This is a genomic window from Candidatus Jettenia sp. AMX1, from assembly GCF_030263775.1.
GTDB classification, from domain to species: domain Bacteria; phylum Planctomycetota; class Brocadiia; order Brocadiales; family Brocadiaceae; genus Jettenia; species Jettenia caeni.
The window spans coordinates 40083-56697 of sequence record NZ_SZPP01000002.1; the positions used below are offsets into that span (position 1 = coordinate 40083).

Here is a 16615-nt window from a genome sequence, read left to right on the forward strand (position 1 = left end):
AATATATAAGGAATTGCGTGCGGAAATAAAGCGTTTGGACGAGAGGATAAGTTCTATAGACGAAAAGTTAAGTACGAAGATTGACTCCTTAGACAAGACATTGCATGCGCGCATTGCCTTCCTGGATGATAAATTAAGTGCACGCATTGATTCTTTAGATGATAAACTAAGTGTACGCATTGATTCTTTAGATGATAAATTAAAATTACTCAGGGCAGAGTTAACTACGGAAATAAAGAGGATTGATGGAAAAAATTGATATTACTATACAAATTCGTGAGCAACTGGCTGCATGAGTGACCAAGTTCGCTGCTATGGAACGTTGAGATTTGCAATGGACGAGCACAAAACGGGTTGACGTTTTGCGAATGTCGGTATTTCTCTATCAACGTGGGATAACAAAAGTGACGGGGCGTAGTTAGCGTGAAATCTGTCTCAGTGTGTTATTCGAAAAAAGTTCGCAAACCTCGTTTGTGTAGTTCCTATCTCCGCAGGTTTGCGAAAGACCGGTATATGATCCGGAAATATCCGCAAGAAGTTTAATCTTGTATAAAGAAACAGGGTGTTTTGATTTAGATTATAAGCCCTGATCAGTAAAGAACTTTAGAGATATATACTTCAGGAGCTTTTTCAGTCTTGTGGAGGCGAGAGCGTAGAGACGAAAGGCGGTTTTTTCGAAAATCCCGGTTCTCGATAATCCGGTCATGAGGTTTGCGAAATTTTTAGATGAGGTAAGTAGTTTGAAAATCAATGGGTTAACACTTTTGCGTTATGCAAATTTCAACCTTTTCATGCTTTTAGAAAGGAGGTTTGCGAACTTTTTTCCAACTTTTTATTTACGGCAATTTCAATGGTTTACAACACGGCACCCTTCCTGCCAGTATATAACCTCAATGTTTGAGAGGTCTTGAAGACTAAAGGAAGGAATTAATGTCACGGTACGACTAAATGGCACCACTAATTGTTGCCTTCTAAGTTCCTTCTTGAAGACTAAAGGAAGGAATTAATGTCACGGTACGTTTGTTTAACCACATGAGGCACACCGCCCTCGTGAGCTTGAAGACTAAAGGAAGGAATTAATGTCACGGTACGGAGATCGAGGATGTCCTCATAGTTGTCCGACGAGCTTGAAGACTAAAGGAAGGAATTAATGTCACGGTACCTTCTAGCGCAAGGTTTTTCCCTGCTAGCTCCGCGATTTCTTGAAGACTAAAGGAAGGAATTAATGTCACGGTACACTTTCCTCTTTTTTTTTATTGTTTCGCGCCACAGAACCTCTTGAAGACTAAAGGAAGGAATTAATGTCACGGTACAGCGCAAGGTCCGCATTTTGCAGAAAAACCATTTGCTTGAAGACTAAAGGAAGGAATTAATGTCACGGTACAACGGGGCTTTGTTTGTGGTAAGAGCCCCATACTTGACTTGAAGACTAAAGGAAGGAATTAATGTCACGGTACACAACCAGCAGCCCTGTTAGATTACTATCATTTTCTTGAAGACTAAAGGAAGGAATTAATGTCACGGTACGGTATTAGCTCCTTTCGTCTGATTTTAACAATTAGCACTTGAAGACTAAAGGAAGGAATTAATGTCACGGTACAAGAAAACGCAGAAAGTCCTATTTTTTTTAATCACTTGAAGACTAAAGGAAGGAATTAATGTCACGGTACAAAAACTACCACTTCTTAAATTAAAAATTAAACAACTTGAAGACTAAAGGAAGGAATTAATGTCACGGTACCAAGGACGTTGGGAGAAACCAGTATATCAATCGCAAGCTTGAAGACTAAAGGAAGGAATTAATGTCACGGTACCGCCAGCTCCGCGATCTTACGCCCTAGTATAAATCCCTTGAAGACTAAAGGAAGGAATTAATGTCACGGTACATAATTTTTTGCTTCAACCCAAGTCCCGTCAATCAATTTCTTGAAGACTAAAGGAAGGAATTAATGTCACGGTACATGTATTCATATTCATCTAATGTTCCTTCTGCGATGTCTTGAAGACTAAAGGAAGGAACTAATGTCACGGTACGAGAGGTTTAATCACGACTTTTTTCTTGTCTTCCTCAACGTACTTGAAGACTAAAGGAAGGACTTAATGTTGCGGCCATACCGGCGTGTTGTCCGGTACGTGCAGGTTAGAGTTTAAGGGAAGCTTTTATATCACAATCTGAGGTTTAACCTGAAGAAATACAGTAAATATGGTATAATCTAACGAGGTGAAATCTCAGACCGATAAAAGGAGATTGAAACAACAGATTTCACGGATTACACAGATTTTGGACCATAAAGTTTTACAGCCATGTAGGGTAGGCATCGCCTACCAATAAATTGATCAATCCGATGATGAGTAGCCATTGAAATTCGGAACAACTGGGTTTATTATAGCGGGAAATGCCCTGACCTACATGAGAGGTACAAGTAGAATAAATACCGGGAAAGGAAGGCAAGAATGAGAAAGAAATTATTTGATCGTATAACAGTCAAGCCGGAAGTTTGTATGGGACAAGCTACTATACGGGGAATGCGAATTACCGTTGCCTTCGTACTTAAATTACTTGCTTCAGGTATGAGTCATGGAGAAATATTGAAGGCATACCCGGAACTTGAAGAGAAAGACATCCTTCAAGCGATAGAATATGCAGCATGGCTTGCCGGAGAATACTATTATCCCCTTCAAGTCACTCATGAGTAGAGGCTATGAGATTAAAGTTTATAGCAGACGTACACATTTCACCACTTACTGTTAAAGAATTACAAAAAGCAGGGTATACGGTTACCCGTGTTACAGACAATCTTCCTTCTACGTCTTCCGACAGTGAGATTATTCAATTAGCAAGCAAAGAGCAGGCTGTAATTATTACTTAAGATTTAGATTTTTCCGCAATTATTGTTCAAAGCGGACTTAACAGCCCAAGTGTTGTTTCCTTGCGAGTTGCCGATGTCAAACCGGATATAATTACGAGAATTCTTTTGAATGTGCTACCTTCCGTAGAAGTTTTTATTGCTAAAGGGGCTATTGTATCAATAGACGAATACGGGTATCGTGTAAAAAAAATTCCTGTAGAAGATCAATGACTACGTATTTTTCATATCAGGGGGGCAGGCAACTACATAGATACGTTTACACAGATTGTTTAAAAAAGCAAAATTGAAAACTAAGGAAAGGATCTAATATTATGCTTAGGCGAAGATAAAAAATAATTGAAGGGCTTTCTGCCATATACATTGTATTTTAGGTATACTGGTTATCTGAATTTAGGTTTTTCGTTGTCACCTTTTTCACAAAACGTGCGATTAATTCGTTAGTATGATAGCAGAAAACCTTCTCGAACAGTTCTTAAGCACGTCTAACTTCCTTACCGCATATCGCCGCATTGCCTCAAAAAAGGCCGCCGGTGGGCTTGATGGTATTACCGTAGAGGAGTTTGGTCACCGTCTTGATCAACATATCACCAAACTGCAGAAGGATATACGAGAACGCCGTTATATTCCTCAACCTGCCGCAGTAACATATATTCCAAAATTTAATGAGGAAAATGAGTGGAGAGAGTTAGGACTTCCCTCCGTTGCCGATAAGGTAGTTCAGGCCGCCATGCTGGAGGTGGTAGAACCTCTTGCCGAGAAGATGTTTTTAGATTGCAGCTATGCCTATCGGCCCGGCACGGGTCACTATAAGGCTATACGGCGTGTTGAAAACAGCCTGAACAATAGAAAAAAGACGTGGGTAGTGCAGAGGGATATTGATAATTTCTTCGATACCGTAGACCATAACCGTCTCATGGAACAGTTTTCTGCCCTGGTGCAGGGAGAACCCACAATGGTCGAGCTGGTGGCCTTGTGGTGCAGGATGGGTCTGGTAGAAAAAAATGGACGCTGGCGGAACGTGCAGGCAGGTATACGTCAGGGGGGTGTTATCTCTCCGCTTCTGGCAAACCTCTACCTCCACCCCCTGGATGTGTTTGCCACAAAATTGGGAGTTGATTGGATACGTTATGCCGATGACTATGTGATATTGGGTGAGAGCCAGGAAGAGGTTGTTTCATCTGATGTCCAAATTGTGGAATTTTTAAAGGATTCCCTCGGTTTGATGCTGAATCGTGATGAATCTTCTCCAAAACACATTGATGAAGGCTTCACCTTTCTGGGAGTCCGTTTTTGCGGAAAAGAGAGGGCGATTGATACAAAAAAGATAAAAAAGATGAAAAAGAAGATACGATGGCTTCTGGCACAAAAAATGGTAAAAACTCCGGAAGAGGTTATATCGAAATTGACCAACCAGGTAGAGAGTTGGCAACGATATTATAGTTTCCTTAACCCCACCCGGCAGTTTTCTGAGATTGATTGTTTCATAGAAAAAGAGTTCCTGACTCTGGCTACTTCGAAGATTCAGACGGGAAAGTGGGATCGTATTCCTCCCCAGGGACTTTCCTTTCCGTCTTTGATTGCGGATGGGAAAAGAGACGGTTTTAAAAAATGGGAAGGCCTCTGGGCACAAGCCATAAAAACGGTGGAGACAGATGATGTCAACCATGATACTGCCAGGATAAATCACTCTGTTGAGAAAAAGATCTCAAGAAAAAGACAAAAGTGCAGGAAGGAATCCGGTGAAAGCGGGAATCTGATTGTTACAACGCCCGGACATTTTGTCGGGAAAAGAGGGGAACGGATTGTGGTTATGAGCAAACAGAGGATTGTAAGCGAACTACCGGTGGTACGGCTGTCAGGACTGACTTTAAGCGGAAGGGGTGTTTCCATCTCCGGTGATGTGGTAGAACTTTGTATGAAGAAGGACGTCTACATCCATTTCGTAGATAACCTGGGCAAGATTATTGCGGTAGTTGGTCCGCCGGGCGGAAGTTCCGGTGAGGTTTCTTTGTTACAGATAACTGAAAGAGATAAAGAAAAAGGTCTCACCCTTGCAAAGATGTTTATTCTTGGAAAGGTCAAAAACCAGTTTGCGCTCCTGAAATATTATTTCAAATACCCGTTGAACCGTGAAAACGGCTTTGGAAAGATTTTTGTAGAAAGGCGACAATTTCTGAGCGATGGTATTGAGAAGATTAAAAACGCCACAGTTCTTTCTGATCCGGAAACATTCCGGCAGCAGATGATGGGATGGGAAGGGGCATTCGGGGCTGCATATTGGGAGATCGTGGGACATCTGTTTCGTAATGGGGTACAGTTCTCCGGACGGGTAAGGCACGGCGCTACTGACCTGGTAAATTCGGCTTTGAACTACGGCTATGGCATCCTCTATGGAGATTGTTTAAATGCAGTTATCAGGACAGGACTTAATCCTATGGCGGGTTTTCTTCACAGCTATCAGACGGGAAAACCAACCCTTATTTATGACCTTATTGAAGAGTTCCGTCCGTTTGCCGTTGATAGGGGGATATTCACGATGCTGAACAGGGGAGAAAGGCTGGAGCAAGGGGATGACGGCATGCTTGCCACGGAAACCAGGAAAAAGATTTCAAAATCGGTCATAAGCCGCCTTTCAAACGAGGTCTGGTTTCACGGCCGCAGGCTTACTCTTCGGGAGGTTATTCAGGAACAGGCTTACAATATTAAAAGACATCTCTCTGATAAAGCCCAATACCATCCTTTTCTGGGACGTTGGTAGTTTTTCGTTTGTAATAGAGGCCATCCCAAAACAGTAATTTAGTAACTATAATTATTTGAGATATAAGTATTTATAAGTATAGAAATCTTCATACTCCGCAAGCTGGTTCCTGGGGTGGCGCTGACAAGCTTTGTTTGTCAGTGCTTTGTAATCCATAATCTATGTGTAAATAAGCACGAACAAAAGATTCCCGTTCAAGACGTACGGGGACATGGTTTGTCCGTGCCACCCGGTCTGGAGTTATCTAAAAACCTCACTGTTAGTATCAAGAATCATTTGAAGAGAGAAAGAGGTTTCCGTACAAAAATAGGTTTTGGGATAGCTTCTGGTATATCATTCTGTAGAGCAAGCGAGACCGATTGATAAAACTTTCGAGGTCGAAATTATGGGTGATACCTAACGAGGCTGAGATAAGACCGCACAAGGTTCGGTATTACCTTGAAAAAAGGGATTCTGTGTTTGACGAGAAAATGGCACAGGTATTATGTGTGTACAAGGAGGTTGAACTCATCAATGAAAAGAGGGCGCATGACAAAGACTTTGTCATAGACAGAATCACCATAAGTTATGGCGAAAAATATTGAATGAAAACCATTCCTTCTTTTTCCGCAGCATGGTTTAGTTTTGCATCATTACTTGAAAAATACACCTCTGATCTGATTTTGTGCTTTAAATTGATGGCTGATGCCAGATGAACGGCATCAAAACCCCTGAGAAGATACTTTTGGGCAATATCACCGGCAAGCCGTATTAAACCATCTGTTACCTCAAGTATAAAACAACTTTCCCAGTCTCTGGTAAAATCTTCTGCAATTTTTTGCAGTATCTCCTTAGAAATCCCATCGTCTTTCTGTTTCCTTGCAAAGGCAGCCCTTGCTTCGGCATAAGCTACTTTTGAAGTAGAAACAACTGTTGCAGTGCGGACCATATCCTTCGTTCTTTTAGAGCCAATTTCCTCAACGTACAATTTTACCAGGTCGCTGGTATCAAGATAAAGGATCACCTTCTCTCCTCAATGACAATCTCAGAAACGGTCTTCCCTTTGATTTTAACAGGATATTCACTTCCCACGGGTTTACCGCCTTTCCACACAGCAAAACCTTCTTTAACAAGAGAAAGGAGTTGGGGGTCTTCGTTTGCTCTTTCCACAGGAACAATGGTGGCTATTACCTTTTCCCTTTCGGTAATTACTATCTTTTCGCCTTTCTTTATTTCGCGGAGATAATGGCTTAATCTGTTTTTTAACTCTTTAATACCGACAGTAATCATAGCTACGTTTTAATAGCAAGTAGCTACCTTTGTCAATAGTTTTAAAAAGATGAGACATACGCGATTGGCCTTTTGCCAATCTTTACAGTGCATAATTTTATGCGATAATCAAGAAAGTAGAAATCTTTGATAACCGATAAAAGCAGAGGAGGCCATAAAATTATGCAAAAACAAACAAAGAAAACCTCTCGAATTTCAGACCAATCTTTACCATGTGCAAGCTTAAATCAGCAAGGAAAAAGATGAGCCGTTACTTCCACAAAGTCCTGTCCAGGCTTCTGTACTGTATTGCCTCTGATATATGGTCTATCTTTATGATTTGACTTTCATCAATATCCGCAATAGTGCGCGCTACTTTGAGTACCTTGCTATGTCCACGCGCAGAAATTCCTAAATCCGTCATTGCCTGGTGTAGTAGTGTTTCTGCGGGTTTATCAAGGATACAATACTTTTTGACTTGTTTAGAGGACATACGGGCATTCACCATAATTCCCTGTTCTTGGCCATGATTGGCGAGCAGGTCTTTAAAGCGTTCTTTTTGCATTATACGGGCTGCCAGTACTTTTTTCCTCATATCATCTGAAGACTGTGCCTCTCTGTCTGCAACAAGCTCACCGTAGCGCACAGCCGGAACCTCCAGTTGTATATCAATTCTATCTAACAGAGGCCCGGAAACTTTTGACATGTAGTTTTGAATTTGGTGAGGCGTACAGCGGCAAGGGCGTTGTTTATCTGTATAGAATCCACAGGGACATGGATTGCAAGAAGCTACGAGGACTGAGCTTGCCGGGTAAGTAACCGAGCTCATAGCCCGTGAAATTGTTATACTGCCTGTCTCCAGAGGCTGCCGAAGCACTTCCAGTGTCTTTCGGTCGAATTCCGGAAGCTCATCTAAAAAAAGTACCCCGTGATGTGAAAGGCTGATCTCTCCTGGCCTTGGAAATGAACCACCTCCAACTAGCCCGGCAGTGCTAATGGTATGATGCGGGGCACGAAAAGGTCTTGTTGCAATCAACGATTGTCCAGGATTAAGAAGGCCTGCTATGCTATAAATCCTGGTTGTATCTAAAGCTTCTTCCAGGGTAAGAGATGGCATGATAGTAGGTATCCGTTGTGCAAGCATTGTCTTGCCTGACCCTGGCGGCCCTACCATAATGAGATTATGATTTCCGGCTACCGCAACTGTCAGCGCCCGCTTAGCATGTTCCTGGCCTTTTACATCGGCATAATCCACATCATAGCTGCCGGATTCCTTAAATATCTCTTCTACCGTAACCTTGTGAGGAATGGCTGGGATAGATCCGGTGAGTATTCCTACAGTATCTGCAAGGGTTTTAACAGGGATAGCATCAATCCCGGCAACAATAGCCGCCTCAGATACATTCTCGGAGGGAGCCAGCAATTTCTTTATACCCAGTTCTTTGCATTTCAGCGCCATTGATAGGCATCCCTTAACAGGACGTAACCTGCCATCTAACGATAGCTCGCCTACAATAGCATATTCCCGGACGTCTTGTATTCCGATTTGGCCAGTTGCTATAAGGATTCCGATCGCTATGGGTAATTCGAAAGCAGGCCCCTCTTTCTTGCGGTCCGCAGGCGCCAGGTTTATAGTCATCGGCTTGTGGGGAAATCGGTAACCGCTGGTATTGATTGCTGCCTTTACTCTGTCGCGACTCTCCTTAACCGCAGTGTCAGGCAACCCAACGATGGCGACATAAGGCATATCGCCTGTGGCGATATAAATCTCAATATCTAATAAATATGCGTCAATTCCGAAAACGGCAACACTTTTAACTTTTGCCAGCATAGATAGTTGTGATAACTTTATTTTGTAATTCTAACTAATTAAGAATATGCATAGGGTATTTTCCCTGCTCTTCGATAATTTCGGATATTATATACCTTTGCTTCTCAGTTTTCTAGGGTTTTACCATTGCCTGGATATTTTTTTATGTTAAAATTATCAGGTAATATGTTGTATACCCGGAACGGCATATGTCTATGTGTGTTATACTAATGTGTGGAGAGAGCCTCATACACCACATCAAATCCAAAATTGTATATCAAAAATGAAAATTCTTTTGATAGATCCTCCCTTTTATAGATTTTTTAATTACTATAACCGTTATTTTCCTTTAGGACTAAGTTATCTATCCTCAACACTTAAAAAGGCCGGACATCAGGTAACCCTGTATGATGCTGACTGTAATGTAAGTCCAAAGGGTATAGATTATACGAGATTGCCTGATAAATATCATACCTATGTAAAGGAGTTGAAGAATCCGGAAAATCCGATTATCAAAGAAATTCCCCGGGTCTTTGAGAAATTCCAACCTGACGCCGTTGGGATAACCGTTATGACTCCTAAAGCAGCATCTGCATTCCTTGTTGCTTCTTTAGTAAAAAGATATAATAAAAATTGTTACGTTATTTTTGGCGGTCCCCATGCAACGTTAAAGGCAGATGAAATTCTTAAAAACACGCGAGATGTTGATTTTGTTATAAACGGAGAGGGTGAAACATCAATGCTTGAATTGGTAAACATATTAAGCACGGCAGACACCGGCTCCCATGCCGGCAATGGTAAAACAGATATTTCTCCTGCCCTCAGTAACGTATACGGACTCTCTTATCGGGATGGTAATAAAAATATCCATAATGCGACAGGAAGGTTTATCGATAATTTAGATTGCCTTCCATTTCCGGACCGGGAATCACTTTTAGGATTGCATACCTATACTTCAGAAGATATGGGCTTACTCATGGGAAGCCGGGGTTGCCCGTATAATTGTTCCTATTGTGCAACACAGATATGGACAAAAAAAGTGAGGTACCGCTCTTTAACAAATATTTTAGAAGAAATCAAGTATGTATACCAACGCTATGGAACCCGTCAATTTACCTTTAAGGATGATTCTTTTACTATTCACAGAAAGAGGGTTTTGGAATTTTGCGATTGCCTGTCAGATGCAGGGATAAAGATCAATTGGGATTGCAATACACGGGTAGATTTAGTGGATTCAGAGCTCCTGAAAGCTATGAAAAAGGCCGGCTGTAATAGCATAAAGGTTGGAATTGAATCGGGCAGTGAAAGAATATTAAAGTTAATAGATAAAGGTATTACCCTGGAACGGATAAAAGAATCATCAAGACTCTTCCGTGAAGCAGGTATTCATTGGACAGCTTATTTTATGATGGGTATACCTACGGAGACGAAAGAAGATACTAAGCATACTCTTGATTTACTCTATGAGATAAAGCCTGGTTTTGCCTCGATCGGCGTCTATGAGCCTTTCCCCGGTACAAGACTTTTTGATATCGGTGTTGAATCCGGACTTTTAAATAAAGAAATGTCATATGAGGATTTCTTTACCCGCATACCGAGCGGCTATTATCTGAAGGATGTAAATCGAAGGATTGATACTATGAGTCACGAGGATTTTGCAGTATTGGAAAACGAGCTAAAGAATGCCTTTCACCATTATAATAAAGGCTTTATACGCATCTTTGAAAGGGTAAAGGCCAGAAGCTATCTTTATGTAAATAATCCCGGGATTTTCTTCAATGATATCGAAAAATTCTTTGGTTGGATTTAGCATGATTGCTTATCTCTTTGCAGGTTCAAATTTATCATGTGAACCTCCTGTTGAGAGCGCTAATGCAACAGTAATTTCCTCTGGATAAAGAAATCCATTTCTCTTATGCCAATTAAGATTTTTAACTATCCATTCTCAAAACGCCAGATAATCCTTAGTGCAGGGGATGTGATTATTGTAAATGGCGCTATCTTTTTATCAGCGATACTTCGTTTAGGTCTAAGTACCGGATGGGACTATATAAGAGATAATCTCGTGTCGTTTCTATTGACCGGGTTAATCTTTGTTTTCACGTTCTTTCTTACCGAACTTTATGATATGCGGAAAGACTTTAAGTCTGTAAGTAATATCATAACTATCATTTCTGCATCCACCAGTGCATTTATTATTACAACGTTTCTGTTTTATATGAGTTGGTCACTGAGAATAGGACGTGGCGTATTCATAATATTAGGTGTGCTTATTACGCTTTTTATCATAGGTTGGAGGATTTTGTATAGCTATTTACTCGATCATCCGATTTTTCACCGAAATACATTAATTATTGGCGCCGGCTGGGCAGGGAAGTCGATTTTGGACGAGATAAAAAAGTCAAAAAAAACAGGGTTAAAAGTTATTGGCTTTATTGATGACGATAAGCTGAAGAGGGATACACGTATTGGTGGAATTCCCGTGATTGGTAATAGATATGCCTTACCCACTATTATTCATACCTATGCTATTAATCTCATTATTGTCGCTATTACCCATGAGAAGCATGCCGATTTGATTAAGGCATTGATTCGCTGTTCATGGAGTGGGATTGATATTATTGATATGCCAGCCATTTATGAGCAACTTACCGGTAAAATCCCCTTTCATCACATTAATGATACATGGATGTTACATATCCTTATCGGCAAACCGAAATTATACGGCAAATTAGTTAAACCCGTTTTTGAAGTATTCATTGCGTTCATGCTTTTCATCCTGTTAACACCTGGTATGCTCATTATAGCGATACTCATTAAAGCTACCTCGCAGGGCAGTATTTTTTACACCCAGGAACGTATGGGAAAAGACAAGAGAAGGTTTACCATGGTAAAATTTCGCACCATGTTAGAGGATGCAGAATTAAATACGGGCGCAGTTTATACTACAGATAATGATCCCCGTATTACAGGGGTTGGAAAATTCCTCAGAAAGTGGAGGTTGGATGAGATTCCTCAACTGTTAAATATTATGAATGGGAATATGGGTTTAACCGGACCTCGTCCGGAAAGACAAGTCTTCATAAAAGAGTTTGAGGAAAAAATACCTTTTTATAACCAGCGACTTACTGTAAGACCAGGCTTAACAGGCTGGGCGCAAATAAAATACCCTTATGCATCATCAATTGAGCAAACCGAAGAAAAATTACAATACGACCTCTATTACATAAAAAATATGTCGTTCCTTCTGGATTTTGTAATATTGCTCAAGACTATAAATGTAGTATTATTCGGAAAGGGAAAATGAAACAGGGATTTTTCCGCGAATAATTATAACATTCTCCTCAATAATGTACGCCTTTCATATTCAGATGCCTTTTGTTTGTTAATGAGCTCTTTTATTTTATGGGGATTTTTAATTCCTCTCAATATACGGCTAATACACTCAGTATTTATGGTGAGACTGCCAATTTTAAAACGCTTTTGCACAGACCCTTGTTTGATCATAATATTATTAATATCACAATAGCTTATTTCTTTAAATTTTATTGAGAAAGGGCCTTGTCTGACCAAAAGTCCCCGATGTGTAATTAAATATCTCGTAGTGCAAACTGAAATAATAATATAAGCAGCAAGAGAACTGCTAACAGATAATATGCTTATTCCTGTGATAGTGTTTACACCAAATCTTCGAAATGATAAGAAAATTGAAAATGCAAGAAAAATAGATGCGAGCCAGTATTGGAGAATACTAGGCCTTAAGGATTGAATAATTTCAGTTTTTGTGTTTTTTTTGCGAATATGTTTTTTATTCACGATTTTTGCGGTTAACAGAACCCCTATGTTTAACATTCCTGCTTTAATAGATTCTACTTTTAATTATAAGAAAGAGAATTTTATATGTCAAGGTAAAGGTATATAAAAATAAATCATTTAAGATTGTACTCAAGGGGACATATTGGTTTTATACAATGAAAGATCCAGCTTCCGAAATAAGCAAAACATAAAAGTGTCGCCCAGAAAGACTTTAAAAATTCCGTATACCGGGTATTTTTTGTATAAAATTCAAGCCCTTTTACCGATAAGGTAATTAACGCTGGATTTAACAGGAGATCATTCGTGCCCGGAGGACTGTTATAGCCAATGAAATTAATAAGTAAGCCAATTACGATGCTGATAAATAAAGAAAGATAAATATTTTCTTTAACAATCATGATACAAAAAATAATCAGTAGATGTGATCCTATAGATTCTATTGCGATATAGAAACTTCGGTAGAATTCAAAAGAGGTAATAAAATAGGGGATAAGAAAAGCAAACAGGATGGTATCAATGTTTCCGTTTTTGTTGTATATGAGCAAGCATAAGCAAGTTGGAGCAATGAGTTTAAGCACATCGTTATCACTCAAATAACCAATATCGCCAAAGAAAATACATGCAACGCCGATGAGGGTGCCCAGATATAAAAAAAATTCTGCCCCATAACTAAACTTGAGCATCCATTTAACTAAAGCAAAAACAATTATAGACTTAAATACGGTGAGGCATTCTTTAAGCCAAAATATCTCTTCGTATATATAAATCAGTCCTTCTATACTATCAAGTATAAGTTCCATACTATTAAATCCAAATCTTTATGAGATCATAGATAAGATTCGCATAAACCATTCCATAATTATAAGGTGAAATTGTTCCACTTTAAATAAAATAATTAATGAGAATAATCATTTTTAGTTAATCTGTATTTATCGGTGATCAAGGTGTGATTGAGTTACGTTGTACGTTTGGGCTGCTGTTTCGGTAGTGTGATTATGAATCTGCTTCCAACACCTGGAGTACTTTCGACTTTAATAAGTCCATGGTGGAGATTAACAATATGTTTAACTATAGGAAGACCTAATCCTGTTCCTCCCATTTCGCGGGACCGAGCCGGATCAACCCGGTAGAATCTCTCAAATATGCGCGGGATATGTTCTTTGGGAATACCGATACCTGTATCTGATACTTCAAACAGTACAGATGAATTGACCGGTTCAATCTTCAGACCTATCCGACCACCTTTTGGTGTATATTTGATAGCATTATCAAGCAAGTTGGTTAACAATTGGCGCAAGATATATTCATTTGTTTCAATCATGGGTATACGATGAGGTATATTGAGTTCAAAAGTTTGATCTCTTTGTATGCAGTGTTCCTTGTAATGTGAAAACAGACCTTCTATACAAGGATGTATGTCTAAACTCCGAAGTTCTATTTTTAAATCATGGGAATCTAATTTGGATAACTCCAGAATATCTTTAATCAGGTTATCGAGCCTCTGGGTATGTTTCATGATAATCGTGAGAAATTCTCGTAAATGTTCCTGATCTATTACCGTATTATCGAGTAATGTTTCCACATATCCCTTGATGGAAGCGAGAGGTGTTCTTAATTCATGAGATACATTGGCGACAAATTCTTTCCGTGTGTTTTCGAGTTTCCTCAATTCTGTAATATCATGGAACACAAGAAGAACTCCCCGGGTATTTTTATCAATCTGGATAAGGGAAAGGTGAGCTTGTAACAATTTCTTTTCAGGTGAAAGAAGCTCAATTTCTGATATCCTGGCCGTTTGAGTCTGAATGGTTTCCCTCACCAGATTACATAATTTCTCATTTCGTATCTTTTCCCATAGATAATCTATATGCAAGGTAATCTTTGGTATTCCAAATAAGACTTTAGCTGCATGGTTGATAAGAATAATTCGTTCCTGTAAGTCTGTTGTGATTATCGCATCGTTCATATTAACCATAATAGCGTCCAATTTATTTTTATCATCCAGAATAGTTTGCATTTGGGATTGGAGTTCAACGCCCATAGTATTGATGGCATTTGCCAGATCGCCCATTTCATCTGAAGAAACAATTTCTACTTTTCGGGCAAAATTGCCCTGTGCAAAATTTTGTGCTATTTGGGTAATGTTTAGGAGAGGGGATGTATTTATTCTAATAACGATAAAGCCCATAGCTAATGTTATTGCAAATGTGAGGAGTAAATAAAGTATAACGGTTTTTGTAGCAGCAGTTAGGCTTGCTGTATCGGCTATAAAAGAGGCTGATGTAATCAGAAAGAACTTCCTGTCTTCGGACACTTTTATCGGTGTAACAGCATAGATTAATCCAGAGCGACTATCGTGATATATGGTATCTGTCTTGTTTTTTAATACATTACCAATACGGTCTTTATGGCCAGATTTCATAGATTCCATAATTTCCGATTGGCTGATGATCTCTCCTGTATAAGTTGTGATAACGATGTTAAGGTTTAAACGCCGGCTCAATGTTTTACAAACGCGGGTAATCTCTTCTGTATCATTCTTTGATAATAATGCTTTGATAGAGTGATGAATGAATGTTGCATCAGATTCCAGGTTTTTTGTGAATAGATTTACCTGATATTTCTTAATAACCCTGCTTACAAAATATCCTGTAAAGATCAGGCATAGACACAAAAGTATAATATAGCTTGTAAAAATCTTCCAAAACAATGTATTTCTCATCATTCTTAGTACTCTTTAAATTTATAACCAATTCCCCGTATGGTAACGATGAAATTTGCAAAAGACTTTAGTTTTTTTCTCAAAGAAGCGATATGTACGTCTATTGTCCGGTCAATAACGGTTATCTCGGATCCGGATACCACATCGAGTAATTGCTCTCGGGTAAATACACGCCCTGGCTTATTGGCAAGCTGGTGAAGAAGCTTGAATTCTGTGAGGGTCAATGGAATAGATTCTCCTTGTATGGATACCTCATGTTTGTATACATCAATTGCAAGATCGCCTATCTCAATATAATCTCGTGTTACCAGAGAAGTTTTTATTCGCCTGAGCACTGCTTGTATGCGTGCTATGAGTTCTTTTGGACTGAAGGGTTTTGTTATATAATCATCTGCGCCCAATCTTAAACCAACTGTTATATCGGATTCTTCACCCTTTGCCGTTAACATAACAATCGCAATGGTAGCCAGCTCCGGGGTTGTTTTTAATTTTTTACATACCTCAAGACCATCAATTCCTGGTAACATAAGGTCTAATACGATAAGTTCCGGTCTTTCTCTTCGGGCCATGAAGAGTGCGTCTTCTCCATTCGAGGCGGATAGTACTTTATATCCGTCTTTTTCAAGGTGATAGCGTATGAGTTTCACAAGGTCTTGCTCATCATCAACAATAAGGATTTTTTCTTTTGGCATATTATTTACTTAGCTCTGATCTAATAAGATCTGTTTCTTTATATGGTGCAATTACAAATAGTATATCATGCTTTTTTAGGATGGTATCTTCTTTTGGGATAATAATATAATTTTCCCGCATTATTGAAGTTATCAATGAATCGGGAGGTAAGTTTAATTCTCGTAGTCTCGTACCATCGATACTTGATATTTCCGGAATTTGTATCTCAAAGACATCGATATCGCTTTTTTGCGTAGTAATTAACTCAATAGAATGTCTTGATTTGGGAAGAGAAGGAATGGATAACTTTAGCCTCTCCGCTACCCAACCAATGGTAGTACCCTGCAATAAACACGATAAAAACACTGCGAAAAATACAATATTAAAGATAAAGTGATTATCATCAAGACCATAGACGGCTGGATATGTAGCCAACACGATGGGAACAGCCCCCTTTATTCCTCCCCACATGATGAACAAATTTTCCTTATTGGCTATTTTTTGGGTAAGTACCGCATCATCAAAATAAATGAAGTTAAGTGCGTCACTACCGATTAGCATTCCAATTCCTAAGAAAAGCAGTAATACTGGAATGCCCAGTTTTGATGTTATCTTGGTAGCGTATGTTGCGATAATCAGTAATAATGCGATGAGAAGAAACACGACAACTCCTAACTAATGAAATGCAGCACAATCAAAAATAAACCGTGCCGACCGAG

Annotated in this window: 14 protein-coding genes and 1 CRISPR repeat array; of the genes, 6 read left to right on the top strand and 8 right to left on the bottom strand. The window is 39.4% G+C overall.

Going from position 1 to position 16615, the window contains the following annotated elements; all coding sequences use genetic code 11:
- Positions 1–34 precede the first annotated feature (34 nt).
- The 4 genes from FBQ94_RS00655 to cas1 all read left to right on the top strand — a co-directional run bounded on the left by FBQ94_RS00655 (position 35) and on the right by cas1 (position 5628).
- Entirely contained in the window at positions 35–259 is a 225-nt protein-coding gene (locus FBQ94_RS00655; protein ID WP_285441923.1) for a hypothetical protein, read from the top strand.
- A 647-nt stretch (positions 260–906) separates the two neighbouring features.
- Positions 907–2112: direct repeats of the CRISPR family, unit length 36 nt; unit sequence CTTGAAGACTAAAGGAAGGAATTAATGTCACGGTAC.
- 342 nt (positions 2113–2454) lie between these two features.
- On the top strand, positions 2455–2697 hold the full coding sequence (locus tag FBQ94_RS00660; protein WP_007220851.1) for a DUF433 domain-containing protein: 243 nt from the start codon (positions 2455–2457) through the stop codon (positions 2695–2697).
- A 5-nt stretch (positions 2698–2702) separates the two neighbouring features.
- Complete coding sequence (locus tag FBQ94_RS00665; RefSeq protein ID WP_007220852.1) at positions 2703–2870, top strand: DUF5615 family PIN-like protein; 168 nt, start codon at positions 2703–2705, stop codon at positions 2868–2870.
- Between the two features lie 442 nt (positions 2871–3312).
- The gene (gene cas1 / locus FBQ94_RS00670) at positions 3313–5628 is read left to right on the top strand and encodes a CRISPR-associated endonuclease Cas1 (RefSeq protein WP_007220853.1); all 2316 of its coding nucleotides are present in this window, start codon (positions 3313–3315) and stop codon (positions 5626–5628) included.
- Positions 5629–6193: 565 nt separating this feature from the next.
- On the opposite strand, the gene FBQ94_RS00675 is transcribed toward cas1, so the two are convergent.
- From FBQ94_RS00675 to FBQ94_RS00685, 3 genes are all read right to left on the bottom strand, one after another.
- Positions 6194–6631 (bottom strand): type II toxin-antitoxin system VapC family toxin, encoded by a 438-nt coding sequence (locus FBQ94_RS00675; protein ID WP_007220854.1) that lies wholly within the window; start codon positions 6629–6631, stop codon positions 6194–6196.
- Positions 6628–6897 (bottom strand): type II toxin-antitoxin system Phd/YefM family antitoxin, encoded by a 270-nt coding sequence (locus FBQ94_RS00680; RefSeq protein ID WP_007220855.1) that lies wholly within the window; start codon positions 6895–6897, stop codon positions 6628–6630. Before FBQ94_RS00680 ends, FBQ94_RS00675 begins: the two co-directional genes overlap by 4 nt.
- 250 nt (positions 6898–7147) lie before the next feature.
- Positions 7148–8707: a YifB family Mg chelatase-like AAA ATPase gene (locus FBQ94_RS00685; RefSeq protein ID WP_007220856.1), complete on the bottom strand. Its 1560-nt coding sequence runs from the start codon at positions 8705–8707 to the stop codon at positions 7148–7150.
- A 274-nt stretch (positions 8708–8981) separates the two neighbouring features.
- On the opposite strand from FBQ94_RS00685, the gene FBQ94_RS00690 reads away from it, so the two are divergent.
- Complete coding sequence (locus tag FBQ94_RS00690; protein WP_040543555.1) at positions 8982–10496, top strand: B12-binding domain-containing radical SAM protein; 1515 nt, start codon at positions 8982–8984, stop codon at positions 10494–10496.
- A 105-nt stretch (positions 10497–10601) separates the two neighbouring features.
- The gene (locus tag FBQ94_RS00695) at positions 10602–11993 is read left to right on the top strand and encodes a sugar transferase (RefSeq protein WP_007220858.1); all 1392 of its coding nucleotides are present in this window, start codon (positions 10602–10604) and stop codon (positions 11991–11993) included.
- A 23-nt stretch (positions 11994–12016) separates the two neighbouring features.
- On the opposite strand, the gene FBQ94_RS17405 is transcribed toward FBQ94_RS00695, so the two are convergent.
- The 5 genes from FBQ94_RS17405 to FBQ94_RS00715 all read right to left on the bottom strand — a co-directional run bounded on the left by FBQ94_RS17405 (position 12017) and on the right by FBQ94_RS00715 (position 16559).
- Complete coding sequence (locus tag FBQ94_RS17405; protein WP_007220859.1) at positions 12017–12538, bottom strand: PH domain-containing protein; 522 nt, start codon at positions 12536–12538, stop codon at positions 12017–12019.
- Positions 12539–12615: 77 nt separating this feature from the next.
- A complete protein-coding gene (locus FBQ94_RS00700; protein ID WP_007220860.1) occupies positions 12616–13302 on the bottom strand; it encodes a hypothetical protein in 687 nt (228 codons plus the stop codon).
- A 155-nt stretch (positions 13303–13457) separates the two neighbouring features.
- Complete coding sequence (pnpS, locus tag FBQ94_RS00705; protein WP_007220861.1) at positions 13458–15227, bottom strand: two-component system histidine kinase PnpS; 1770 nt, start codon at positions 15225–15227, stop codon at positions 13458–13460.
- Positions 15228–15229: 2 nt separating this feature from the next.
- Entirely contained in the window at positions 15230–15916 is a 687-nt protein-coding gene (locus tag FBQ94_RS00710; protein WP_007220862.1) for a response regulator, read from the bottom strand.
- A 1-nt stretch (position 15917) separates the two neighbouring features.
- Positions 15918–16559: a TrkA C-terminal domain-containing protein gene (locus FBQ94_RS00715; RefSeq protein WP_007220863.1), complete on the bottom strand. Its 642-nt coding sequence runs from the start codon at positions 16557–16559 to the stop codon at positions 15918–15920.
- Between the last annotated feature and the right edge of the window lie 56 nt (positions 16560–16615).

Coding starts and splice junctions, on each gene's coding strand:
- FBQ94_RS00660 (WP_007220851.1), top strand. CDS start 2,455: ATGAGAAAGAAATTATTTGATCGTATAACAGTCAAGCCGGAAGTTTGT.
- FBQ94_RS00665 (WP_007220852.1), top strand. CDS start 2,703: ATGAGATTAAAGTTTATAGCAGACGTACACATTTCACCACTTACTGTT.
- cas1 (WP_007220853.1), top strand. CDS start 3,313: ATGATAGCAGAAAACCTTCTCGAACAGTTCTTAAGCACGTCTAACTTC.
- FBQ94_RS00680 (WP_007220855.1), bottom strand. CDS start 6,897: ATGATTACTGTCGGTATTAAAGAGTTAAAAAACAGATTAAGCCATTAT.
- FBQ94_RS00685 (WP_007220856.1), bottom strand. CDS start 8,707: ATGCTGGCAAAAGTTAAAAGTGTTGCCGTTTTCGGAATTGACGCATAT.
- FBQ94_RS00695 (WP_007220858.1), top strand. CDS start 10,602: ATGCCAATTAAGATTTTTAACTATCCATTCTCAAAACGCCAGATAATC.
- FBQ94_RS17405 (WP_007220859.1), bottom strand. CDS start 12,538: ATGTTAAACATAGGGGTTCTGTTAACCGCAAAAATCGTGAATAAAAAA.
- FBQ94_RS00700 (WP_007220860.1), bottom strand. CDS start 13,302: ATGGAACTTATACTTGATAGTATAGAAGGACTGATTTATATATACGAA.
- pnpS (WP_007220861.1), bottom strand. CDS start 15,227: ATGATGAGAAATACATTGTTTTGGAAGATTTTTACAAGCTATATTATA.
- FBQ94_RS00710 (WP_007220862.1), bottom strand. CDS start 15,916: ATGCCAAAAGAAAAAATCCTTATTGTTGATGATGAGCAAGACCTTGTG.